The sequence below is a fragment of the Tundrisphaera macrotermitis genome (assembly GCF_051175315.1).
Classification (GTDB): Bacteria; Planctomycetota; Planctomycetia; order Isosphaerales; family Isosphaeraceae; genus Tundrisphaera.
In genome coordinates, this window is sequence record NZ_CP195100.1 from 705,298 (window position 1) to 727,980 (window position 22,683).

Below are 22,683 nucleotides of genomic sequence, written 5' to 3' on the forward strand. Positions count from 1 at the left end.
GTCGGGCCGAGCGAAGTCGATCGGCATCGGGCATCCACGGTCGGCCTGCTCCTCGGCGCCGTGGCTGGCGAGCCAACCACGGACACCCGGAGGCCACGAAGTGGGCGGGGCGGGCGGCCGGGTTCATGGTCAAGCGGGGCCGCGGCGCAGGACGCGGACGGAGCCGGCCTCGTCCTCGATCAGGACGGTGTCGGCCATGCCCAGGAACAGGCCGGTGTCGACCACGCCGGGGATCGTGTGGATCGCCGTCTCGGTCGCCCGGGGATCGGCCAGCGCGGAGGCGTGGCAATCCAGGACGTGATTGCCGTTGTCGGTGACGAAGGGGGAGCCGTCCGGGCCGGGGCGGATCTCCGCCGGAAGGCCCAGGGCGGCCAGCTTGCGCAGGGCCAGCGGCACGCCGAACGGGACGACCTCGACGGGCAGCTTGCCGCGCGAGCCGAGGGCGTCGACCTCCTTGCCGGGGCCGACCAGGATCACCAGCCGTCGCGACGACGCGGCCACGATCTTCTCGCGGACCAGCGCCCCGCCCAGCCCCTTGATCAGGTCGAGGTTGGGGTCGACCTCGTCGGCGCCGTCGAAGGTGATGGCCAGCTCGGCGACGTCGTCGAGCGTGGTCAGGGGGATGCCGAGCCGGGTGGCGAGTGCGGCGGTCGCGGCCGAGGTCGGGACGCCCCGGACCTTCAGCCCGGCCCGGACCCGCTCGCCCAGGGCCTCGACGAATCGGGTCGCCGCCCGGCCCGTGCCCAGGCCGATCGCGTCCCCGTCTCGGATCATCGCGATCGCTGTCTCGGCGCTGCTCATGGTCGTGGGGAGGCTTTCCAGGGGGAGGATGCGGCCCGCCGGGTCCACGGCGGGCCGCCGGAGGGGGGTCACTTGGCGGCCGACTGCGCCTGGCGGCGGTCCTTGTCCTTGGCCCGCTCGATCTGGGCCTTGGCGGCCTCGACGACCTTGTCCGGCGAGAAGCCGAACTTCTTGACCAGGTCCTTCAGCGGGGCCGACGAGCCGAAGGTGTGCATGCCGATCTTGGCGCCGTCGATCCCGGTGAACCGCTCCCAGCCGAAGGTCGACGCCTTCTCGACGTAGACGCGGGCCGTGATGTGCGGCGGGATGACCGAGTCGCGGTAGGACTCGTCCTGCTTGTCGAACAGGTCCCACGACGGCAGGCTGATGACGCGGGCCTTGATCCCCTCGGCCTTGAGGGCCTCATACGCCTCGACGCAGAGCTGGACCTCGCTGCCCGAGCCCATCAGGAGGACGTCCGGCTCGCCCCCCTCGGCGTCGGCCATGATGTAGCCGCCCCGGGCCACGCCCTCGGCGGAGGCATACTTGGTGCGGTCGAAGGTGGGGATGTCCTGGCGGGTGAGCATGAGCACGGCCGGGTCGTGCTTCAGCTTCATGATGACCTTGTAGGCCTCGACGCACTCGTTGGCGTCGGCCGGCCGCATGGTCACCAGGCCGGGGATCGACCGCATGTTGGCCAGCTGCTCGACCGGCTGGTGGGTCGGGCCGTCCTCGCCCACGCCGATCGAGTCGTGCGTGAAGACGTGGATCGTCGGCACTTCCATCAGCGCCGACAGGCGGATCGCCGGGCGGGCGTAGTCGGAGAAGATGAAGAAGCCCGATCCGTAGGCGCGGATCTTGGTGAGCGCCAGGCCGTTCAGGACGGCCGACATCTCGTGCTCGCGGATGCCGAAGTGGAGGTTCCGGCCGCCATAATTGTCCGGCTCGAACGACCCGGCCGACTTGTCGGTGATGTCGGTCTTGGTCGACTCGTTGAGGTCGGCCGAACCGCCGATCAGCCAGGGGACGTTCTTGGCCAGGACCTGGAGGATCTTGCTGGAGGCGACGCGGCCGGCCATCCCCTTGGGGTCGGCGGGGAAGACGGGCAGGTCCTTGTCCCAGCCCTCGGGCAGCTCACGCCGCTGGATCTGGTCGAGCTGCTTGGCCTCATCCGGGAACGCGGCGCGGTAGGCGTCCAGCTTCTGGAACCAGGCGTCGCGGGCCTGCTTGCCGTTCTTGCCGATGCCCTGCTGGAAATGCTCGTAGACGCCGTCGGGCACGACGAACTTGCCGGCCGGGACGCCGAACTTCTCCTTCCACGCGGCGATCACGTCGTCGCCCAGCGGGGCGCCGTGGGCCTTGTTGGTGTCCTGCTTGGACGAGCCGTAGCCGATGTGCGAGTGGACCAGGATGAAGGTCGGGCGGTCGTTGCAGTCCTTGAAGCCCTGGTAGGCCTTGGCCAAAGCGGCGGTGTCGTTGGCGTCGGCCACGGTCAGGACGTGCCAGCCGTAGGCCTCGAACCGCTTGGCCACGTCCTCGGTGAAGGTGAGGTCGGTGGAGCCGTCGATGGTGATCCGGTTGCTGTCGTAGATCCAGCAGAGGTTGGACAGCTTGAGGTGGCCGGCGAGGCTGGCGGCCTCCGACGAGACGCCTTCCATCAGGTCGCCGTCGCCGCACAGGGCGTAGACGTCGTAGTCGAACAGGTCATGGCCGGGCTTGTTGTAGTGGCTGGCCAGCCACTTGCCGCCGATCGCCATGCCGACGCTGGTGGCGACGCCCTGGCCGAGCGGGCCGGTGGTCGTCTCCACGCCGCTGGTCCAGCGGTACTCGGGGTGGCCGGGGCACTTGCCGTCGATCTGGCGGAACTTCTTGATGTCGTCCAGCGAGACGGCCGGCGTCCCCTCGATCTCGTAGGTCTTGGTGACCGACTTCACGCCGGTCAGGTGGAGCATCGAGTACAGGAGCATCGACGCGTGGCCGATCGACAGCACGAACCGGTCGCGGTTCGGCCAGATCGGGTCGGCCGGGTCGAACCGGAGGAATTGCTGCCAGAGGGTGTAGGCCACCGGGGCCATCGCCATCGGCGTGCCGGGGTGGCCCGAGTTCGCCGCCTGGACCGCGTCCATCGACAGGGTTCGGATGGTGTTGATGCACCTCAGGTCGAGGTCGTCGTTGGCGGCCATGCTGGCAAACTCCCCAGATCGTGGAAGCGGAGGCTCGATGGATCGGTTCGGGACGGCGGAGGGCGGCCGGGCCGCCTCGCGAGACCCGAGAGTATAACCGGGACCGTCGGCGACGGGCAGTGGGCAGCCCCGTCAACAAATCGACTCGCGCCTCGGGGCCGGGCCCTCCGGGGCTTCCTCGCGAGCGCCCGGCGAGAAATGGCGCGATTTGGTTCGGAAGGTCTATTCAGCGATGCCGATCTCGACTATGCTGTCAACGGTTGGACTGACGACTGAGTTGTAGCATCGCTGGCTCTCCCCGATCCGGTCTGCTTGCTCCCTCGCCTTTCCTGCCTGCCGGGCTCTTTGAGAGCCCCTTTCGTCCGACCCCGAAAGTCATGTGCGGGTCACAGAGCCTTCCGACCGGAGTTTGATCGTGGGCAAGAAGCTGTATGTGGGCAACCTGTCGTATGGCGTGAACGAGTCCGATCTCGAAGGGCTTTTCTCGCAGTTCGGCACCGTCCAGAGCGCGCAAATCATCGTCGACCGCGACACGAACCGGTCCAAGGGATTCGGCTTCGTGGAAATGGACTCCGAGTCGGAAGCCCAGGCCGCGATCCAGGGGCTCCACGATCAGGAGCATGACGGCCGTCGCCTGACGGTCAACGAAGCCAAGCCCCGCGAAGATCGCGGCGGTGGCGGCGGTCGTGGTGGCTACGGCGGTGGCGGCGGCTACGGCGGCGGCGGCAGCCGTGGTGGCAGCGGCGGCGGCTACGGTGGCGGCGGCGGCTACGGCGGTGGCGGCGGCGGCTACGGTGGCGGCGGCGGCCGTGGTGGCAGCGGCGGCGGCTACGGTGGCGGCGGCGGCCGTTATTGATCCCTTCGGGCTTCTCCCTCGGGGGGAGCCCGCAACAAATCATCGATGAAACGCGTGACCCTCTCCGCGGCGAAATCATCCGGCCATCCTGCTCCCGATCGAGCAGGGTGGCCGTTTCGCTGCGCGGCGCCGATCCGAGGTTGATCGGCGATTTTTGACCCTGACGGTTCCTGCGTGTAGGCTTGGGTCGTTCCGACCGTTCCGAGCCTGAGCTGGTCCCCGGGGTCATCATGAGCGAACCGAAGACGATTTTCGTGACCGGGGCGACCGGGTTGGTCGGCAGTCACGTGGTGGAAGAAGCCCTCAAGCGGGGGTTCCGGGTCCGGGCCCTGGTCCGGGGCTCCAGCGACACGCGATGGCTCGACACCTGGGGGGTCGAGAAGGTCTCCGGCGACCTGGAAGACGCCCGGGCGATCCGCGAAGGGGTGGCCGGGGCGGACTGGATCTTCAACTGCGCCGCGAAGGTCGGCGACTGGGGCACCCTCGAAGAGTTCCGCCGGCTGAACGTGGAGGCCCTCCGGATCCTGCTGGATGCGGCCGTCGAGGCCGGCGTGGGCCGGTTCGTCCACGTCAGCTCGCTGGGCGTCTATGAAGGCCGGGACCACTTCGGGACCGACGAGACGACGCCCCCGGCTGCCAATGCGCTCGACGGCTACACCCGGTCCAAGGTCGAGGCCGAGGCCCTGGCGCTCCAATATGTGAAGGAGAAGGGGCTGCCCCTGACGGTGGTCCGCCCGGGGTTTATTTATGGCCCGCGCGACCGCACCGTCCTGCCGAAGCTGGTGAACTCGCTGCGAACGGGCAAGTTTGCCTATTTTGGATCGGGCAATCAGGCCTTGAATTGCATCTATGTCAAGAATCTGGTGCACGCCCTGTTCCTGGCGGCCGAGTCGCCCCAGGCCGTGGGCGAGGTCTTCAACATCACCGACGGCGCCCGGGTGAGCAAGAAGCAGTTCATCGGCCGGGTGGCCGAGCTGGCGGGCGTGAAGCCGCCCCGCCGCCGGATCCCGCTCTGGCTGGCCTGGACCCTGGCGATCCTGCTGGAGCGGCGGGCCAAGCGGAAGGGTTCGACGACGCCGCCGCTGGTCAACAAGGCCCGCTACAAGTTCCTCGGCCTCAATCTCGATTACTCGATCGGAAAGGCCCGGCGGATCCTGGGGTACGAACCCCCATTCACCACCGAGCAGGGGCTGGTCGCCGCCAGCGCCGACTTTGCCGCACCCGGTTGACGCCGATCCCCCGGCCGGAGAACACTGGACGGAAAGGCGTGGAGCCCGGATCCACGCCGCTCGCCAGCCGCCCAGGAGTCCGACTCGATGGATCAGGTCCAGGGGAAGAAGGTCGCGGTCCTCGTGGAGAAGCTCTACGAAGACCTGGAGTTGTGGTATCCGGTCCTCCGGCTCCGCGAGGCCGGCTGCGACGTCAAGATCGTCGGCCCGAAGGCGGGCGAGTCGTACGCCTCCAAGCATGGTTATCCCGCCAAGGCCGACGTGGCGGCGGCCGACGTCAAGGCCGAGGACTTCGACGCCATCGTGATCCCGGGCGGCTATTCGCCCGACCACATGCGTCGATGCAAGGCGATCGTCGACCTCCTGATCGACGCGGCGCGGCAGGGCAAGGTGCTCGCGGCGATCTGCCACGGCCCCTGGATGCTCTGCTCGGCCAAATGCCTCCAGGGCCGCAAGGTCACCGGATTCTTCGCGATCCGCGATGACGTCGAGAACGCCGGAGGGGTCTGGGAGGATGCCGAGTGCGTGGTCGACGGCAACCTGGTCACCAGCCGGACCCCCGACGACCTGCCCGCCTTCATGAAGGGGATCTTCGGGGCGATGATCGCGGCGGAATCGGCCGGCCCGGTCGTGGATTACAACAAGGCCAGCGCCCACGCCTGATCCGGGCCCTCAGTCGAGCCCCGACAGGATCCCTTCCATCTCCGACGCCGCGTGCCAGTCGCCGCGCTTGCCGGCCAGGGCGATCCCCTTCTGGAGGATCGCCCTGGCGTCGGCGAACTCCTCGGACTCGACGAACGACTGGCCGAGCTGCTGGTGGGCCGCGACCTGGTCGTCCGGGTGGTCGGCGATCAGGGCGCGGAGCATCTGCCGGCCGACCTCAGTGTCCCCTTCCCGGAGGCACTGGACGGCCAGCCCATAGCGGAGGAAGGTGTCGGCCGGGTCATCCGCCAGGCTGGTTTCGAGCATCAGGCGTCTCGCGGATTTCTCCGCCATCGCGGCCCCTTTCGGATCTTGCCGATAGATCGGGTTGTGTCGGATTTCCAGGCTAAGGGGGCCCCCGCCCGCTGTCAATCCGGCCACGCCGCTCGTCCACCTTCGTTCCTGTCCGGGTGGTAGGGATTGGCCGGCCGGGGTGGTGATGGGCAAGGTGTGCGGGTCGTGCGGAAGATGGGAAAGCGGGGTTGATCGCGGGGCGAGAGGCTCGCAAGGAACGGAGGAACGTGGGTCGATGGAAGACACGTCGGGCGTCGCATCGCGGCGTCGGGCGAAGCAAGGCGGGCACGGATGCCTCGATGGCGTGGCGGCGTAGCGTACTCGGCCTTGGTTCGCGTCGGTCGTTCAGGATCAAGCCTGGGGGGCTTCGCCGTGCCTGTGCCCAAGATGCTTCGGGAAGGATTCCGAGTTGCCACGCTGGCCGCTCTGGTGGTCGTCGGGAGGGGCTCGCCGGCCTCGGCCGACATGGCCAGCCGGCAGACGCCCGTGACCAAGGCGGTGGCCAAGGTCCAGAATAGCGTGGTCAACATCTCCAGCGAGAAGAAGGCGGCGTCCACCAGCCGCTGGCCGTTCTCGGCCGAGGAGAGCCAGCGCCCCCGCGTGAGCGGCATGGGCACCGGCGTGATCGTCGACGGCCGGGGTTACATCCTGACCAACTATCACGTCGTGGACAAGGTCCAGGGCGTCGAGGTCCACCTGCTGGACGGGTCGAGCTATTCGGCCCGGGTGATCCAGCAGGACAAGGAGATGGACCTGGCCGTCCTCAAGGTCGACGCCGGGCGTCCCCTACCCGCCGTGAACATCGGCAACTCGTCCGACCTGATGGTCGGCGAGACGGTCATCACGCTGGGCAACGCCTTCGGCTACGAAAACACGGTGTCGGTGGGGATCGTCTCCGCCCTCAAGCGGAACGTGACCCTGTCCGACGAGCAGGTCTACCGCAACCTGATCCAGACCGACGCCTGCATCAACCCGGGCAACTCGGGCGGGCCCTTGATCAACATCGACGGCGACCTCGTGGGCATCAACGTGGCGACCCGCCAGGGGGCCCAGGGGATCGGCTTCGCCCTGCCGATCGACGACGTGAAGCGGGTGGCCACGGAGATGATGAGCACCCGCCGCCTGGCGATGCGGTGGCACGGTCTGGTGGCCGATGAGGCCGGGGTGGGGATCGACCGCCGGGTCGTCCTGGCCGACGTCCAGACCGGCAGCCCGGCCGAGGCCGCCGGCTTCCGCGCCGGGGACCAGGTCCTCAAGGTCGGTGAGTTCCCGGTGAGCAACGTCCTGGACATCGAGCGGGGCCTCCTGGACGTCGAGCCCGGCCGCCCCTCCCGTGTGGTCGTGGTCCGCGACGGCAAGGAGCAACTGCTCTCCCTGGACGTCCGCCCGCTCAATCGGGGCTCGGTCGCGGTGGCCTCGGCCCCGGCGAATGATTCGATGGATGCCGTCTGGTCGGCCCTCGGACTGAAGGTGATCCCGGTCGCTTCCGAGTACGTCGCCGCCGCCTCGACGCAGCTGCACGGCGGGCTCTACGTCGAGCGGGTCAGCCCCAACAGCCCCGGCGGCCGGGCCCAGATCCAGAAGGGGGACATCCTGGTGGGCATGAACGTGGGCAACCGCCACTGGGAGACGATCCAGCCCGACAATGTCCTGTACATCCTCCGCCAGCCCGAGGTCGCCCAGTCCCAGATGCTGCCCTATTACATCGTGCGACGCAACGTGATCCTCCAGGGGGCCATGAGCCTGGCCGACTCCCCCCGCCCGGCCGAATCCACCGCCCGCCGCTGATCCTTCAGGATCGCGTCCGAAATCAGGCCGGGGCCCGGCGAGTGGCGGGCGGGGTGATCTTCACCCCGCGACCGTCGCCCGCCGGGCCCCGGTCGTTTAAGCTGGCGGGACGTTTGGGGATGCATGATGGTGCGGGGACGGGCGATGCTGCGAACCGGGTTGGAATGGCATGATTCCGAACTCCTCGCCATCCGCCAGGAACCGTGGGGCTGCCTCCTGGTCGTGAACGCGGTCATCCACAAAACCACGGGCGTCCCCGGCGTCGATCCCGGGACGGTGTGGATTCAAACCGCCGAAGTACGGCTTTCGAACGGTCGGCCTCATGGGCTGCCGATCGGACCACTTGACCCGCCCCTGGATATCTGGGACGGCTCTCTCATCACGAAGGGGCAACTCCTCGACGGGCTCGTCCCCTGCCCGTTACATTCCGTCGGCTCGACGACGATTGACCTCACGTTCAATCGGGGAGATCGTTTCGTCATCCAGGCCGATGGCCTGACCATCGATCTGATCGGTGAGCCGACTTATCTGGAAGAATGGCTTTGAGTTTGTGGGCGGTGGGCGATGCCCACCCTCGAATTCGATTCAGGGCGAGCCGATCACTGATGGAATCAGTTCATGGATCATCGTCGAGTGGTCAAGATGCCGGCGCGGGTGGATTTGAATCCCCCGCTACGGCGAAGATTCACCCTCCTCGATGCGATGCTTGTCGTTGCCGCTTTCGCTGCGATCTTGGCTGTCCACCGATGGAATGACATGGGGACTGAATGGTGGACGTTCTTTCGAAATCTACGCGACAGGAGGCTGTGGTCTTGGAAGATCATCCCGGAGATCCCCTTCCGCCTCGCCGGCGACGCGTCGTTCCCGATGCTCATTTTGAGCTTCACGGTGTTCGCCTCGCGACTCATGAGCCCTCGTCCGCGATGGAGAAGGCTAGCCCGGCAACCGGGATTCGTGGCCTGCCTGGCGATTGTGCCCGCTGGGATCATTGGGCTCGCCCTCACCATAATTGAGGTGAATCGTTTCTCCGCCGTTGCCTACCCCTCGGGCGGATTGCTCGCGAAAGAAAGGCTGAGCGTCTGGCTTCAGACGCTATCGATGACGCTCGCTGAACCTTGTGGCTTCGCCGTAGCGATGGCCTGGTCTACCCAGGCTTTGGTCGGCGGCTGGAGGCCGAAGGACGATTGGGTTGACCGCCTCGGCCGAGTCGTCGGTTGCACGTGGGTCGCCATGGCGATGGCCAGGTTATTCCGCTCGATGCTTTTCTATCTATGACCTTGAATGCTCGGGTTGGCCCATCGTCCCGATTGGTCAGGGCGAGCCAGTCCCACGCGGCGTGAACATCGAGGTGTGTGGTCGACAGGTATTAAAAATGCGGGAAGATGTGGTAATGAAATTCATCGTCGCCCCCGACAAATTCAAAGGTTCGTTGACTGCGCCCGAGGCGGCCGAGGCCCTGGCGCGGGGGGTGTTGCGTGCCGACCCGGGGGCGGCCGTCGACCGGGCGCCGATGGCCGATGGGGGCGAGGGGACGGTCGAGGCGCTGGTGGCCGCGACCGGCGGGCGGTTCCTGGAGAGGGACGTGGTCGGGCCGATGGGCGAGGTGGTCCGGGCCCGGTTCGGGATGCTCGGCGGGGGCGGGTCGGCGGCGATCGAGATGGCCACGGCGTCGGGGCTGATGCTGGTGCCGGCCGGCCGGCGCGCCCCGATGAGGGCGACCACGCGGGGGACGGGGGAACTGGTCCTGGCGGCGATCGAGGCCGGGGCGACGCGGATCGTGGTCGGGATCGGCGGGAGCGCCACCAACGACGGCGGGGCGGGCTTGGCCCAGGCGTTGGGATATCGATTGCTCGACGCCGACGGGGAGGAACTGCCGCCCGGGGGTGGGGCGCTGGAACGGTTGGACCGGATCGAGCCCCGGGGGAGAGACCCGAGGCTCGATGGGGTCGAGATCGCGGTGGCGTGCGACGTGGACAACCCCCTGTGCGGCGTGCGCGGGGCGTCGGCGGTGTTCGGGCCTCAGAAGGGGGCGACGCCGGAGCAGGTCGTGCAACTCGACCGGGGGCTGGCGAACCTCGCGCGGGTGATCGGGCGGGACCTGGGGATGGCCGTCGCCGACCTGCCCGGCGCCGGGGCGGCGGGCGGCCTGGGGGCGGGGCTGGTGGCATTCGCGGGGGGGAACCTCACGCGGGGCGTAGACACGGTGATCGAGGCGGTCGGGCTGGCCGATCGGCTGCGCGGGGCCGACCTCTGCCTGGTGGCCGAGGGGATGCTCGACGGCTCGTCGGCCGGGGGCAAGACCGCCGTCGGCGTGGCCCGGCTGGCCCGGTCCTTGGGGTGCCCGACGCTGGCCATCGCCGGCACGATCGGGCCGGGGGCCGAGGCCGTGCTGTCCGAGGGGATTGACGCCTACGTCTCGATTTGTCCCGGCCCGGTCGATTTCGCTCAAGCGATCGCCCGCGCCGCCGAATTCCTGGAACGCGCGGCCGAGCAGGTGACCCGCGCCTTCCTGGCGGGGCGGAAGCATCGGGGGAACGCATGATCGGTGGAGAGGACCGCTTCGTTCCGATCCTCGGCATGGCGATGGGCGTCATCCAGATGGCGCTGATCGCGTTCGCGATATGGGTCTGTCTGACGTATCGGAGTGTATCCCGCTCGATGAATCTGGCCGTGGTCGGCCTGGTCGGGATGCTTGCGGCCTCGGCCTGGTCCTTCGTGTTTCCTCCCGAACCCGGGGACCTGGGTGTCGCCGCCTTGCTGGTCGTCCTCCCGACCCTCATGAGACCGATCGCCTGGGGAGTGTTCATCGTCGGCCTCGCGGGTATGCTCAGGGACGTCCACGCGAGGCTCTCCCCGGCCAAGGATTTAATCGATGACATCCCCTGATCCGACGCAAACCGAGTTCGGCCTGATCGCCTGGATCCGCGACAAGGCCCGAGGCGGCGAACGGGTGGCCGCCGGGATCGGCGACGACTGCGCCGGCCTGCGGCTCACGCCGGGGGCCGAGGTCCTGGTGACGACCGACATGCTGATGGACGGCCGCCATTTTATTCTCAAGGACAGCAGCCCCGAGGAGGTCGGCTACAAGGCGATGGCCGTCAACCTGTCGGACGTCGCCGCGATGGCCGGCATCCCGGTGGCAGCGTTCGTCTCGGTGGCCCTGCCCCGGGGCTCGGCCGTGGAGGTCGGCCAGGGGCTGATCGCCGGGATGATGCCGCTGGCCGATCGGTTCGGCGTGGCGCTGGCCGGCGGGGACACCAACGCCTGGGATGGCCCCCTGGTCGTGAGCGTGACCGTGGTCGGCGAGGCGACCGGGCGCGGGCCGGTCCGGCGGTCGGGGGCGCAGCCCGGCGACGCCATCCTGGTGACGGGCGCCCTGGGCGGGAGCCTGCGCGGTCGGCATCTCCGGCCCGAGCCCCGCGTGGCCGAGGCCCTGGCGCTCCACGAAAGGGCCCCGCTGCGGGCGATGATCGACATCTCCGACGGGCTGGCCTCGGACCTCGGCCATATCCTGGAGGAAAGCGGGAACCTGGGGGCGACGCTGATCGCCGACCGGGTGCCGATCCACCAGGATGCCCACACCCGCGCCCGGCGGACCAGCCGGCCGTCGCTCGACCACGCCCTGAACGACGGCGAGGACTTCGAGCTTTGCTTCACGCTGGACCCCGAGGCCGCCGAGGCCCTGATGGCCGAACCCCCGCCTGGCGTCGCCCTGTCCCGGATCGGCACGGTCGAGGAGTCGCCGGGGCTGCGGCTTCTCCGCCCCGACGGCAAGGTGGTCGACCTGGCGGCGAAGGGGTTCGACCACTTCGCCGACGCCGAGGCCCCGGCCTTCTGATCAACGACCTCGGGCCCGGGGCCGACCCCCGGAAGGGAGCGACCACGGGCCCGAGGAAGGGATCCGTCACGCCGCGAGGGCGTGCCCGATCAAGGTTCGTTGGCCTTCTTCTGCGAGATCAGGCGGCGGACCCGCTCGGCGAGCAGGGCGCCGTCGAACGGCTTCTTGAAGGCGTCGTTGAACCCCAGGTTGTAGGTGTCGTCGTTGGGCTCGTCGCTGGTCAGGGCGATCAGGATCGTGGCGACGTGATCCTGGCTCTTGCGCAGGTTCTGGGCGATCTGCCCCGCCTCGATCCGGCCGACGGCCATATCGATGATGATGCAATCCGGGTGGAAGCTCTCGGCGCGAATGCCGGCTTCGAAGCCCGAGGCGGCCGTCTCGATGCGGAAGTCGTCGCCTTCGCGGAGGTGCTCGCGGAGGCCCCCCAGCATCGTGGCGTCGGCCCCGACGACCAGGATCTTGTGATAGACCTCGGCCTCGAGGTCGCCCAGCGGCATGTCATGTTCCTTGAGGAACCTGAGCAGGTGCTCGCGGGGGATCCGCCGGTCTTGCGAGCCGGGGATGCGATATCCACGCAAGCGGCCGGAATCGAACCACTTGCTCACCGTCCGGGGCGCGACCTTGCAGATCTTGGCGACCTGGCCGGTTGTGAAAACTTTCTTCATATCGAGGACTCCATCCCCTGGAATGTAGCGAGGCCTCGGAGGTTTCCTCTCCCCTCCGGGAGGACCCAAGTCGGCGCCAGGGCGGCCCTCGTCGAACGACCCGCGGGCCAAAAGCGCCCGGGGGACGATCCGCGAGGCCCCCGCGAGGGGGACGCTCCGCCATCGCTCTCGCGTCCGCCCCGAAGCACGACCGAGCGGGGATCAAACCCGAACGGCCGGCGAGGATGCGGGGCGGGCGGTCGGCCCGGGTGAAGGCCTGCCGCCCGTCTTCGGTCGCGAGACGCCCCCCCTAGCGTGTCGGGGGGGCTGACCGGTCCGGGGCCACTCAAGGGGTCGCTGCCGCGTCCTTGCCGTAGCGAACCTGACCGTCAAGAGTAATTTTCGAGTTTCGAGGCTCGTTTCTTGAGGATCGATTGCAACGATCTTTGGACACGGCCGGGAAGGGATGGGGTGGGCCGTCGGGCGGGGCCTGTCGGGGCGGGCCGGAAGGCCCGCCCCGGGGGCTGATTTCGGGGATGGAGGCGGTGGATCGGGCGGGGCTCAGCGGCCGAAACGCTTGCGGACCTTCTCCAGGAACGAGGGCTTCTTCTCGGGCTCCGCCGAGGCCTTCTCGACCTGGTCGTCCTTCTTGGTCACGCCCAGGAGCTGGGCCTCGTCGTAGGCCTTGTTGGCCAGCGGGACGGCGTCCACCACCATCGGGCCGGCCAGGTTCTTCTGGGTGGAGGCGCTCATCAGGATCGAGACGATCTCCGGGTACGACGACTGCAGGGCGGCCATCTGCCGGATCACCTCGGGGAGGTCCAGCGGGCAGTTGATCTTGCTCTCCGGGTCGTCCAGGGACTTCGACGTGATCTTGGTGAGCTGGACCTGATCGTCGCCGTCCGACGCGTTCAGGAGGATCGAGCCGCCCGAGCCCAGGACCACCGGGGTCAGGAGCTTCTGGTCCCGGCCGAAGATCACGATCTCGCACCGGAGGTTGCGCGAGACGTGGACCATCGGCGGCCCCTCGCAGTCGACCACGTAGAGCGAGAACGGCTCCTCGGCCCGCGTCTTCTTCTTGCGGGCCGACCGGCCGGCGATCTGGAGCGCCATGTTGTCGGCGTCGTCCTCGTCGACGGGCGGGTCGTCGTAGAGCCGCCGGGCCCCCAGGAACGGGTCGTAGGGGTCCAGGGTCCGCAGGGCGTCGAACGCGCCGTAGCGCAGCTCGAAGTCGGATTCGCCCATCAGCGACCGGAGCCCCATCAGCGCGGCCGACTGGTCCATCGCCGCCATGCTCTTGAGGGCGAACGAGCGGAATTCGGGGTGATTCTTGGCGGTATCCACCAGGACCTTCACGCCGTCGCTGTTGTTCAGGTAGGCCAGCGCCTCGGCGGAGAAGAAGCGGACCTGCCAGTCGGGCGAATCCAGCCCGGCCTTGAGCATCGGCAGCGCGTTGGGGCCGATCCCCTCCAGCCTCAGCGCGGCGACGCCGGAGGTCTTGGGGTCGAGCAGCTCCTTGCCCCACGCGGCCAGCCGGGCCTCGCGGAGCGATGGGTTGTCCACCAAAGGCAGGAGCTTGATGATCTGGTGGTAGCGGGTCTGGTTGTGGTGGTAGACCTTGGGCACCTTCAGGACGAGGAAGCCGTCGGTCTTGGCGATCGTCATCCCCTTGTTGTCGCTCGCATCGGTCTGGGTGAACCGCTGCTTGATGACGGCCTCCAGCAGCTTGGAGGTCTTGCCGCTGCGCCGTGCCTCCTTGATCGACAGCCCGTAGGGGGCGTCGGCCTTGACGCGTGCGCCGCCCAGGACCTGGCCGACCCGGGCGTTGTCCATCGCCCCCGCCTTGCCGGTCATCACCGGGCCATAGACCGAGGCCAGGGCGTTCCCTTCTTTCGGCCCTTCCTTGGTCTGGCCCATCGGGGCCAACTGGGTGTTGATCAGCCAGCCCCCGGCCAGGCTGGTGGTGGCGCTGGCGGGCGGGAGTTCGATGTCCACGTCGAACCGGTCGGTGGTGCTGACGCCGGCCGGGATGGTGGCCCGGACGATGACGACGCTCGACTTCTTGGATTGGATCAGCCGGTCGGGGTGCTCGACCCCGGCCTTGAGCATCTCGTCGGTCAGCTTCTTGGTGTACCAGGAGGCCGACGGCTCCGACCCGGTGTCGTCCAGGCCGACCACCAGGCCCACGCCCTCGACCTTGATCGTGTTGCCGATGATGTTGGCGACCGTGCCGACGGTCTCCTCGATCTTCGGGTCCGGGACATCCTTCTTCTTGGCGGCCCCGACCGGGATCAGGGCAGCCGCCGCGATCGTCAGGGCCGTGGCGCGCCAGGGGTCTGTCCGTCGCATCGAGCTGCCTCCATGCCTTCGCGTTCCTCCCGGCCCGGCACGCTTTCCGACATCCGCCGGGGCGGGTCGGCGTCGGCCGGCCGGTGCATCCGCCCCCATCCTTGGGGGCCGACGGCCGCGCGGGCCGGCCCTTCGCGTGCGAAGGGCGCGGACCCACGGCGCCGGGACTTTAGCAATGGCCCGAAAAACGGTCAACCTCGCTCGTTTCGAATCCCTTGAATCTTTATCAAAAGATTTTTCTTAAAAAGGCGAGGCTTAGCCTTCGTCCTCCGCGATCGGCACCGCGTTGCGGTCGGGCGGCGCCAGGCCCAGCAGGTGGCGGACGAAGAAGTCGCGCATCCTCCGATTCCCGTAGGGGCTCCCCCCCGCCCCGTGGCCGCCCCCGGGGAAGACGATCAGCTCGAAGTCCTTGTTCGCCCGGATCAGCGCGTCCACGACCTGCATGGTCGAGGCCGGGTCGACGTTGTTGTCCATCTCGCCGACCGTCAGCAGCAGCGCCCCGCGGAGCTTGTGGGCGTTGGTCACGTTGGACTGGGCCGCGTAGTGCGGGCCGATCGGCCAGCCCATCCAGGCCTCGTTCCACCAGATCTTGTCCATCCGGTTGTCGTGGCACCCGCAGTCGGCCGCCGCCGCCTTGTAGAAGTCGCCGTGGAACAGCATCGCCCCCAGCGCGTTCTGCCCGCCCGCCGAACCTCCATAGATGCCCACGCGGTCGAGGTCCAGGTAGGGATACGCCTTCGCCGCCGCCTTCATCCAGAGGATCCGGTCGGGGAACCCGGCATCGGCCAGATTCTTCGCGCAGACGTCGTGGAACGCCCGGGATCGCCAGTTCGTCCCCATCCCGTCGATCTGGACGACGACGAACCCGAGCTCGGCCAGCGCCTGGGGCCAGTGGAACGGGGCGAACGACTTGGGGACGAACGCCCCATGCGGCCCGGCGTAGATCTGCTCGATCACCGGGTACTTGCGGGCCGGATCCAGGTTGGTCGGCCGGAAGATCACGCCGTGGATGTCGGTCGTCTCGTCGCGCCCCTTGGCCACGAACCGCTCGGGCCGGGCCCAGCCGGAGGCCACCAACGCCGAATCGTCGGCCTTCTCCAACTCGCACACCAGAGACCCGTCCTCGGCCTTCCGCAACTCGACCGTCGGCGCGGCGTCGACCCGCGAATAGGTGTCGACCAGGAACCGGCCGTCGGGGGATGCGCGGACGGTGTGGTCGCCGTCCCCCACGGTCAGACGGGTCAGGCCCGATCCATCGAAGTTGACCCGGGCGAAGTGGACCTGGTACGGGTCCTGGCCGTGAAAGATCCCCAGGGCCCGGAAGTGGATCTGCCGCTTCTCCTCGTCGACCCGATCCACGGCCCGGACCAGCCACGCCCCTTGGGTGACCCAATTCTTGACCGCCCCGGTCTTCGCGTCGATCAGGTAGAGATGGTTCCAGCCGTCCCGTTCCGACATCCAGAGAATTTCATCCGTTTTGTCGAAGAACTGGAGGAACGTCTTGTTCGAGTAGTCGACGAACGTGGGGGACTGCTCCTCTATCAGCGCCTTCGCCTCGCCGGACGCGGCGTCCACGGCGACGACGCGGAGGACCTGGTGCCCCCTCTGGTTGAACAGGAACGTGAACCGGGACGAGTCGGGCGACCATCGGACCCGGTCCAGGCTCCAGGGGTTGGCGAACAGGGCGTCGGACACCTCGATCGGCTTCTTCTCCCCCACGTCGAACAGGTGCGGCTTGCTGATCGGGACCCGGTCGCCCGGCTTGAGGTAGTCGTACCCCGTCACCTTGGGCTGGACCTGGTCCCGGGGGGACGACTCGACCAGGGTGACCCGGCGATGGTCCCCCTGGAGGGTCCGCATCGCGACCAGCTTGCGCGAGTCGGGCGACCAGAAGACCCCCGCCTCATACCCGTCGTTCTCGACCCCCTCGGTGCTCAGCGCGACCTCGTCCCCCCCGTCCTTGGGGCGGAGGTAGACGTTGAAGTCCTTGATGAACGCCACCCACTTGCCGTCGGGCGACTCGTCGCGGCGGGGCGACCCCTGGCGACGGCGGCCGCCCTCCCCCCCGCCCCGGCGTCCGGGCCCGGGCCCCGGCCCGGCCTCGTCGTCGACCTTCGCGGGCGGCTCCCCCTCCTCGATCGCGTCGGCCTCCGGGCGATACTTCCAACCCTTGCCCCCGGCCGCGAACCGGATCGCCCCGCCGTCATCGATCGCGATCGCGTCGAACGGCAGCCGATCGGCCGCGACCTCTCGCTGGAGCGCATCGCCGAGCTTCGCCGCGAGCTTCGCGTGGTCGAACGCCGGCCGCTTCACGCCCTTCGTCGCCTCGACGACGACGAACTCGCGGGCCTCGTCGGGCAGGTCGTTGCGATACCAGAACGAGTCATTCCCCGCGAACCAATGGGGCGTGACATGATCCCGGAACACCTTGCCCTGCGTGGTCGCACGCAGCCGGTTGGCCCGGCGATACGCCTCGGCCACGTCCTGCGATCGCGCCTCTCCGGCCGACAGGGCCAGGCTCGCCAACATCAGGCCGACGACGGCCCGGGGAAATCGAACGGAACCGGGGATGTTCATCAAGGGTGCCACTCGAACAGGAGGATGATTCGGGCGGATGGGATGTGGCCGGGCCGAGATCGGGCCGGTCCGTCACAGCATAAGGGATCGGCCCGGAAAATCGAACCAGTCCGCCTCCCCGGCTCGCCGGCCACCCTGAAGGCGGGTGAAACCGATGCTGTCGGGCCGCCGGGCTGGCAATCGGGTTCCATCGCATGCGAAAATTTGCCTGTCATGTGCTTCGTGCGAACGGACCGAGGGCTGACCCATTGCCCCCCCTTGCCGGCAGCGGAGTCGGGTGGACATCGCCCACCCCTTCGTCGGGGAATGGCGGGGGTGTCCAGCCTGCTTGGCGTGAAGTCGCACGTTGAACCTCCCCCCACGATCGGAGTCATCGATGGCCAGATCCGTCGACCCGCGTCTCTTCCTCGTCGCCCTCGGGATGTGGGCCGCCGGCCTGGCCGCCGCGCCGGCGGAGTCGCCGCCCGGGTCGGCGCAGCCCACGCCCCGCCTGAGGCGCGGGACCGGATTCGGATCGGGCGTGGCCTTTTCGCCCGACGGGGCCACCCTGGCCGCCGGCCGGCAGGATGGGACCGTCGCACTGTTCCCGTTCTCCGATCTCGGCGCGATCGGCGAGCCCCGCTCCATCGGCGTCGCCGACGAGCAGTTCTCGAAGTTCCGCTCGGGGCCGGGGCCGATCCGCTTCTCGCCCGACGGGGCGATCCTGGTCGCTTCCAACTTCCTCGACCCGATCGACCTCCGCGACCACCGACGGGTCGGCCCGGACGCCTTGCGGGCCTGGGACGTCGCCTCGGGGCGGGTCCTGTACACGGTCCCGATGGGCGGGCTGGGGCGGACCTTCGCCATCACCGCCGACGGCCGGACCCTCCGGGCGACCGTCTCCACGGGGCGGGACGACGACGTGATCCGGTCGTGGGACCTGAAGACCGGCTCGCCGATGGTCTCCGTCCCCCTCGCCACTCCCGGCGTCGTGGCGACGGAGTTCTCCCCCGACGGCGAGACCCTGGCCGTCGTCGCGGCCTGGCGCGAGACGATCGCGTTCCACGAGGTCGCCACCGGCCGCGTCCGCTCGTCGTGGGCGGATCGTCGGGGCGGAGAGGCCCCCCGGAGATTCCACTCCCTGGCCTACTCCCCCGACGGCCGGACCCTGGCGGCGCTGGGCGACGATCACGTCGTGCAACTCTGGGACGTGACTTCGGGCAAGCCCCGGGCCTCGATCGCCCCACCGCCGGACGACTCGATCCGGCACCACTACCGGATGGCCTTTTCCGCCGACTGCCGGCGCCTCGCCCTGGCCGGCGGCTACTCGGTCCCGCGCCCTGCCGGGAAGCCCATCGCCGGGCGAATCATCCTGGTCGACGTCGCCACGGGGGCCCGTCTGGTCGCCTTCGAGGGGATGTCCCCCTCCTGCCGCGACCTGGCCCTCACGCTCGACGGCCGGACCCTGGCGAGCACGTTCGTGGAGTTCCCCGGCACGGTTCCCGAGGATACCCTCTCGGTCTATGATGTCCCCGCCGACCGCTGAGGACCATCGATCGGCTCATCAGGTCGTCGAATCGGGCGGCCCCTGCACCATCGTCGGCCGGCCGATGATGGACCGACCCCACCCGACCCCTCCCCGAAGCCGGATCTTGCCATGATCGTCCGGCCACCGGGCCTCGCTACGCGACGCGGGATGTTGACGAGCATAATATGAACAGTCCACTCGGCGCGGATCGATCGGGCAGGCCGTTCCAACTCCGGCTGGGCACGGTGATGATTGTCATCATCGGGATCGCCACCTTGCTCGGCGTCGTGCGACGGCTAGGACCTGGTGCCCCCTTTGGCCTGATACAGATCGTATCTCTCCTGCTGGGGATCGTGGGCGGGTGCCTGGTCCGACGTCGATTGTGTGGGGCCATCCTCGGGGGATTATTGCCCATCCTGTATGTCCTGAGCATAGAAGTCGCGGCTCACGTCGGACATCGTGCAGGATGGCCGGCGGGGATGCTCCGTTTGTGGGAATTCTACTCTTCGGTGTGGTTCAGCCACTCGATCGACTCGCCCTCCCTCTGGAGTGCCTATTGGACGTGGGAAACCCTATGCGTTGATTTACGTGCGCAATATGGGGCTGATACTCCCCTGGCGTCTCAATTTTTCGTCAATCTGATCGCGGTCGCGGCCATTTCGATCATGGCGGCGAGGAAGATCCATGCCGCTATGCTAATGCCATTAGTTGCGGTCGTTGCCGGCACCGGACTCGCGATCGGGCACGATCTTGACGCCACATTCCTCGGATGCTCCTGCGGCCTGATCATCGCCATCCCGCTTGCTGGTCGAGGGAGGCGAAAACGAGAACCTCGGATCAACTCTTCTGACAACGCCGAAGACCGTGTGGCTCTCTGAGTTCGTCGGTTAAGTGTGGGCGATGCCCACCCGACTCCTCTGGTCCATAATGTTCTGACAAAACCCCTGGAATCACGTAGATGTGGGATGCCGTCGGGATGGTGATAGAGCGAGACGGCCCGGAGAGTTTCGATGCGAGTCCAGCATTTCCCGGAACCAAGGCTGCCCGAGGACATCCCGATCGCTGGCGTGACCCTGTTGGATCTTCTTGGTGAGGGTGTCCCGGCCGACGAAGTGCAGCTTGCCCTGAGCAGGGGATCGGGCAAGAATCCGGACGTGATGATCCAACTTGGCGACGAGTTTCGACGATTCCGTACCCCGACATGGACCTGGGCAGCCATGGCCGGAGTTGAAGGCGTCGTCGTCCTTCGATCCGGTCGAGTCGTATTCTGGGTCGTCACCCGGATGAATTGAATCGGGTGGCGGCCGGCTGGCAGGGGTCTTGCCTCGCCGCCGCAACCCCCGGATCGGGCGTCGCAAGTGACGTAGGCTGGGTCCGGACCCAGCGATGGGGTTGGCGATGAGATCGAAGCTGGGTCCGGACCCAGCCTACGAGACTTTACTCCTCTCATTGTGCCTCGGGTCAGCAGAGGCGAGACCACGTGCCGGTCGGATGAGTCGACGAAGTATGTCCATGAATACGATCATAGGGCACCCATGGAGATGACCGTGACAATCGCCTTGGCTGTCGCCTCTGTTGGAAGTTTCCTGCTCCTGATCCTGAGCGCCTTCCCCGGCGTCTTGGCCGACCTCTTCCGACTCACGCTGATCACCTCGTGCCTCTGGTTCCCGGCGCTGGGCATCGGTTGTTTCGTCTACTTGCTGCGATCGTCTCGAAGAAAGCCGAGTTCGGAGAGCGGATCGGACGACTTGTTTGGTGTGGTTCAACCGCGGCGGTCAAGGGTGCCTTGGAAGGCGATAGCGGCTGCGGTCCTGATCGTGGATCTCGGCCTCATAGCCTGCGACGTGCCCAAGCGGATTGCTTTCGCCTTCACCAGGCCCGCCTTTGAGCGACTGCTGGCCGACCTATCGCCCGAGGATTTCAGACACGTTCGCGTCGACCTTCGACTCGGCCTCTATCATGTGGACCGCATCGCCACCGACTCCCAAGGCGGGGTTTACTTCCGCACCCGCGCCACTCGCGACTCGATTGACGAGTTCTCCTACGGATTCGCCTACCGACCGGACCCCATTCGTTCACCATTCGGTCGTTGCGACTACAAACGTCGTCACCTGTCGGGAGATTGGTATCAATTTATAGCGAATAACGATTATTAAAATGGGCCGATTTGAATGGGTTCGGCCGGGTGGTAGGGGTCTTGCGGCGCAGCCGCAACTCCGGCTCGGGCGTCGCACATCCCATCGGCATCGGGATCTCGGGCGTCGTCTCCGGGTTTGCGGCTGCGCCGCAAGACCCCTGCCACCTGGGAAGGCCCCCGAATCGAAGGGCCGATCCGCCCTGGAGCATCGCCCACCAGCTTCGGCGGGGCGTGGTGGAGAATGCCCGCCCGGCAGGTCTTCGGAGCCGAGTGCGACGTTCGAAATTTGCGCAAAGTTCGCCCGCCGGGGCAGATCGTGTGCTAATCGGGCCGCGCCGCAACGATAGTGTTCGGTGGACTTTTCCCCCGGCACCGTCGCTTCGTGAGGCCGCACCATCATGACATTGGCCATCGCCCCCGCCGCCGCCCCTCGCTATCCCGACGCCAACGTCCTGGTCGACGGCTTCGCGACGCCGGTCTCCCGCGTCCCGGAGAACGCGCAGAACGTCAAGGATCGGGAGAAGGTGTACTTCGAGGCCCTCTGCCCGCAGAACTTCTTCCACGCCTGGATCGCCGAGGATGTCGCCCTGATGACCCTCCGGCTGGAGCGATGCGCCCGGATCGAGCGCCGGGAGCGCGACCGGATCGCCCTCCGGGCCGAACGCTTCTGGGACGACGACCGGCGCCGCGAGGTCGAGGAGGTCGGGGCCCGCCTGGCCGACGACCCGGCCCGCGCCGTCGCCCGGCTGCGGTCCACCCCCCACGGCTGCGACTGGATGATCGGGCGCTGGGCGCTGCTGGCGAACGAGATCGAGCAGGGCCGGCCCTGGACCGACGCCCACATCGCGCTGGCCCACGACCTGCTGGGCACCCACCCCGACTTCCGGATCGACGCCCCCGGCCTCCCGCTCGACCCCGCGAGCCTGGCCCGCCGCGAGATCGACGCGCTCCGCGATCACCGGGCCACCGTGGCCGAGGCCGACGCCCTCGACCGATCGCTGGCGATGGCCGACCTGAGCGAAACGACCACCCCCGAGCTGCGCCGGCTCCGGCGCCACGAGGCATCGCTCCACAAGCGACTCCGCTGGAACCTCCACCAACTCCAGGTCGTCCCCCAGCACGGCCACCCGCACCCCGAACTCGCCTTCCTCCACCCGTCCGAGCCCGACCCGGCGCCGGTTGACGCCGAATCCGAGGCCGTGCCCGAGGCCGAAGCACCCCAGGTCGACCGGGAACCGGGGCCGGCCCGACGTCCCGAGCCCCGGTTGCTGAAGGAGCGGGCCCGCCGCCAGGCGAAACAACGCCGCGCCGACCGCCTCGACACCTGAGCCCGCATCCGCCGCGACGCGTACCCCATCCGCCCGTCCTGGAATCAGGACCGGGCCGGCTCCCCCGCGTCCGCCCCCGGCCGTCGACCCGCTTTTTGGCAATCTGGCGCACGCACGACCCGGTTTTCGGGCCGGATTCCGCCGCGACCGGCCCTCCGTTTCGCCAACCGGCGTGGGCCTGCGACCGCAACCCGGCCGCCCCCAGCCCGAGAAGCGGAACGAACCCATTTGCCGCCCGGTCGATGGGACAGTCAGGGACGGAACGAACCCATTTGCCGCTCGGTTCAAGGGAAAAGACAGGACGAACCCAACGAATCCCGGAGAACAATGCTTCCTGCCTTGGGTGGCTGTGGTTGGCTTGCCAACCACGGCGCCGGCGACGCGATCCCGGGGTGATGGCCGATGCGGCATCGGGCACCCTCGGTCGACTCCCGCCACTTCACCGCTCGCAATGGTCTCGCCGGCGCCGTG

General features: G+C 68.2%; 20 protein-coding genes. 14 read left to right on the top strand and 6 right to left on the bottom strand.

Annotated elements, in window-relative coordinates; genetic code table 11:
* Positions 1 to 129 precede the first annotated feature (129 nt).
* Positions 130 to 801, bottom strand: a complete 672-nt coding sequence (gene rpiA / locus TA3x_RS03160; protein WP_435022281.1) for a ribose-5-phosphate isomerase RpiA — start codon at positions 799 to 801, stop codon at positions 130 to 132.
* Between the two features lie 68 nt (positions 802 to 869).
* A complete protein-coding gene (tkt, locus tag TA3x_RS03165) occupies positions 870 to 2,963 on the bottom strand; it encodes a transketolase (protein ID WP_435018649.1) in 2,094 nt (697 codons plus the stop codon).
* A gap of 415 nt (positions 2,964 to 3,378) precedes the next feature.
* Between tkt and TA3x_RS03170 the strand changes: the two genes are divergently transcribed.
* The 3 genes from TA3x_RS03170 to TA3x_RS03180 all read left to right on the top strand — a co-directional run bounded on the left by TA3x_RS03170 (position 3,379) and on the right by TA3x_RS03180 (position 5,711).
* Positions 3,379 to 3,819 carry an RNA recognition motif domain-containing protein gene (locus TA3x_RS03170; protein ID WP_435018650.1) on the top strand — a complete coding sequence of 147 codons (441 nt, stop codon included), beginning with the start codon at positions 3,379 to 3,381 and terminating at the stop codon, positions 3,817 to 3,819.
* A 230-nt stretch (positions 3,820 to 4,049) separates the two neighbouring features.
* Positions 4,050 to 5,048 carry an NAD-dependent epimerase/dehydratase family protein gene (locus TA3x_RS03175; RefSeq protein WP_435018651.1) on the top strand — a complete coding sequence of 333 codons (999 nt, stop codon included), beginning with the start codon at positions 4,050 to 4,052 and terminating at the stop codon, positions 5,046 to 5,048.
* Between the two features lie 87 nt (positions 5,049 to 5,135).
* Positions 5,136 to 5,711, top strand: a complete 576-nt coding sequence (locus TA3x_RS03180; RefSeq protein ID WP_435018652.1) for a type 1 glutamine amidotransferase domain-containing protein — start codon at positions 5,136 to 5,138, stop codon at positions 5,709 to 5,711.
* 9 nt (positions 5,712 to 5,720) lie between these two features.
* Here the strand turns inward: TA3x_RS03180 and TA3x_RS03185 are convergent, their stop codons facing one another.
* The gene (locus TA3x_RS03185; RefSeq protein ID WP_435018653.1) at positions 5,721 to 6,044 is read right to left on the bottom strand and encodes a tetratricopeptide repeat protein; all 324 of its coding nucleotides are present in this window, start codon (positions 6,042 to 6,044) and stop codon (positions 5,721 to 5,723) included.
* Between the two features lie 372 nt (positions 6,045 to 6,416).
* Between TA3x_RS03185 and TA3x_RS03190 the strand changes: the two genes are divergently transcribed.
* From TA3x_RS03190 to thiL, 6 genes are all read left to right on the top strand, one after another.
* Positions 6,417 to 7,832, top strand: coding sequence for a trypsin-like peptidase domain-containing protein (locus tag TA3x_RS03190; protein ID WP_435018654.1), 1,416 nt, complete (start codon positions 6,417 to 6,419; stop codon positions 7,830 to 7,832).
* Between the two features lie 144 nt (positions 7,833 to 7,976).
* Complete coding sequence (locus TA3x_RS03195; protein WP_435018655.1) at positions 7,977 to 8,378, top strand: hypothetical protein; 402 nt, start codon at positions 7,977 to 7,979, stop codon at positions 8,376 to 8,378.
* 72 nt (positions 8,379 to 8,450) lie between these two features.
* A complete protein-coding gene (locus TA3x_RS03200; RefSeq protein ID WP_435018656.1) occupies positions 8,451 to 9,107 on the top strand; it encodes a hypothetical protein in 657 nt (218 codons plus the stop codon).
* Positions 9,108 to 9,222: 115 nt separating this feature from the next.
* Complete coding sequence (locus TA3x_RS03205) at positions 9,223 to 10,374, top strand: glycerate kinase (protein ID WP_435018657.1); 1,152 nt, start codon at positions 9,223 to 9,225, stop codon at positions 10,372 to 10,374.
* Positions 10,371 to 10,718, top strand: coding sequence for a hypothetical protein (locus TA3x_RS03210; protein WP_435018658.1), 348 nt, complete (start codon positions 10,371 to 10,373; stop codon positions 10,716 to 10,718). Before TA3x_RS03205 ends, TA3x_RS03210 begins: the two co-directional genes overlap by 4 nt.
* Positions 10,705 to 11,670: a thiamine-phosphate kinase gene (gene thiL, locus TA3x_RS03215; RefSeq protein WP_435018659.1), complete on the top strand. Its 966-nt coding sequence runs from the start codon at positions 10,705 to 10,707 to the stop codon at positions 11,668 to 11,670. Before TA3x_RS03210 ends, thiL begins: the two co-directional genes overlap by 14 nt.
* A gap of 89 nt (positions 11,671 to 11,759) precedes the next feature.
* Here thiL and TA3x_RS03220 read toward each other — a convergent pair whose 3' ends face one another.
* The 3 genes from TA3x_RS03220 to TA3x_RS03230 all read right to left on the bottom strand — a co-directional run bounded on the left by TA3x_RS03220 (position 11,760) and on the right by TA3x_RS03230 (position 17,192).
* Entirely contained in the window at positions 11,760 to 12,335 is a 576-nt protein-coding gene (locus tag TA3x_RS03220) for a helix-turn-helix domain-containing protein (RefSeq protein ID WP_435018660.1), read from the bottom strand.
* A gap of 540 nt (positions 12,336 to 12,875) precedes the next feature.
* Positions 12,876 to 14,663, bottom strand: a complete 1,788-nt coding sequence (locus TA3x_RS03225; RefSeq protein ID WP_435018661.1) for a flagellar basal body P-ring protein FlgI — start codon at positions 14,661 to 14,663, stop codon at positions 12,876 to 12,878.
* Between the two features lie 255 nt (positions 14,664 to 14,918).
* Entirely contained in the window at positions 14,919 to 17,192 is a 2,274-nt protein-coding gene (locus TA3x_RS03230) for a DPP IV N-terminal domain-containing protein (RefSeq protein WP_435018662.1), read from the bottom strand.
* Positions 17,193 to 17,616: 424 nt separating this feature from the next.
* On the opposite strand from TA3x_RS03230, the gene TA3x_RS03235 reads away from it, so the two are divergent.
* From TA3x_RS03235 to TA3x_RS03255, 5 genes are all read left to right on the top strand, one after another.
* Positions 17,617 to 18,765 (top strand): WD40 repeat domain-containing protein, encoded by a 1,149-nt coding sequence (locus TA3x_RS03235; RefSeq protein WP_435018663.1) that lies wholly within the window; start codon positions 17,617 to 17,619, stop codon positions 18,763 to 18,765.
* Positions 18,766 to 18,932: 167 nt separating this feature from the next.
* Positions 18,933 to 19,625, top strand: a complete 693-nt coding sequence (locus tag TA3x_RS03240; RefSeq protein ID WP_435018664.1) for a hypothetical protein — start codon at positions 18,933 to 18,935, stop codon at positions 19,623 to 19,625.
* A gap of 132 nt (positions 19,626 to 19,757) precedes the next feature.
* On the top strand, positions 19,758 to 20,039 hold the full coding sequence (locus tag TA3x_RS03245) for a hypothetical protein (protein WP_435018665.1): 282 nt from the start codon (positions 19,758 to 19,760) through the stop codon (positions 20,037 to 20,039).
* Positions 20,040 to 20,282: 243 nt separating this feature from the next.
* Entirely contained in the window at positions 20,283 to 20,903 is a 621-nt protein-coding gene (locus tag TA3x_RS03250; protein ID WP_435018666.1) for a hypothetical protein, read from the top strand.
* A 379-nt stretch (positions 20,904 to 21,282) separates the two neighbouring features.
* A complete protein-coding gene (locus tag TA3x_RS03255) occupies positions 21,283 to 22,212 on the top strand; it encodes a hypothetical protein (RefSeq protein ID WP_435018667.1) in 930 nt (309 codons plus the stop codon).
* Positions 22,213 to 22,683 lie beyond the last annotated feature (471 nt).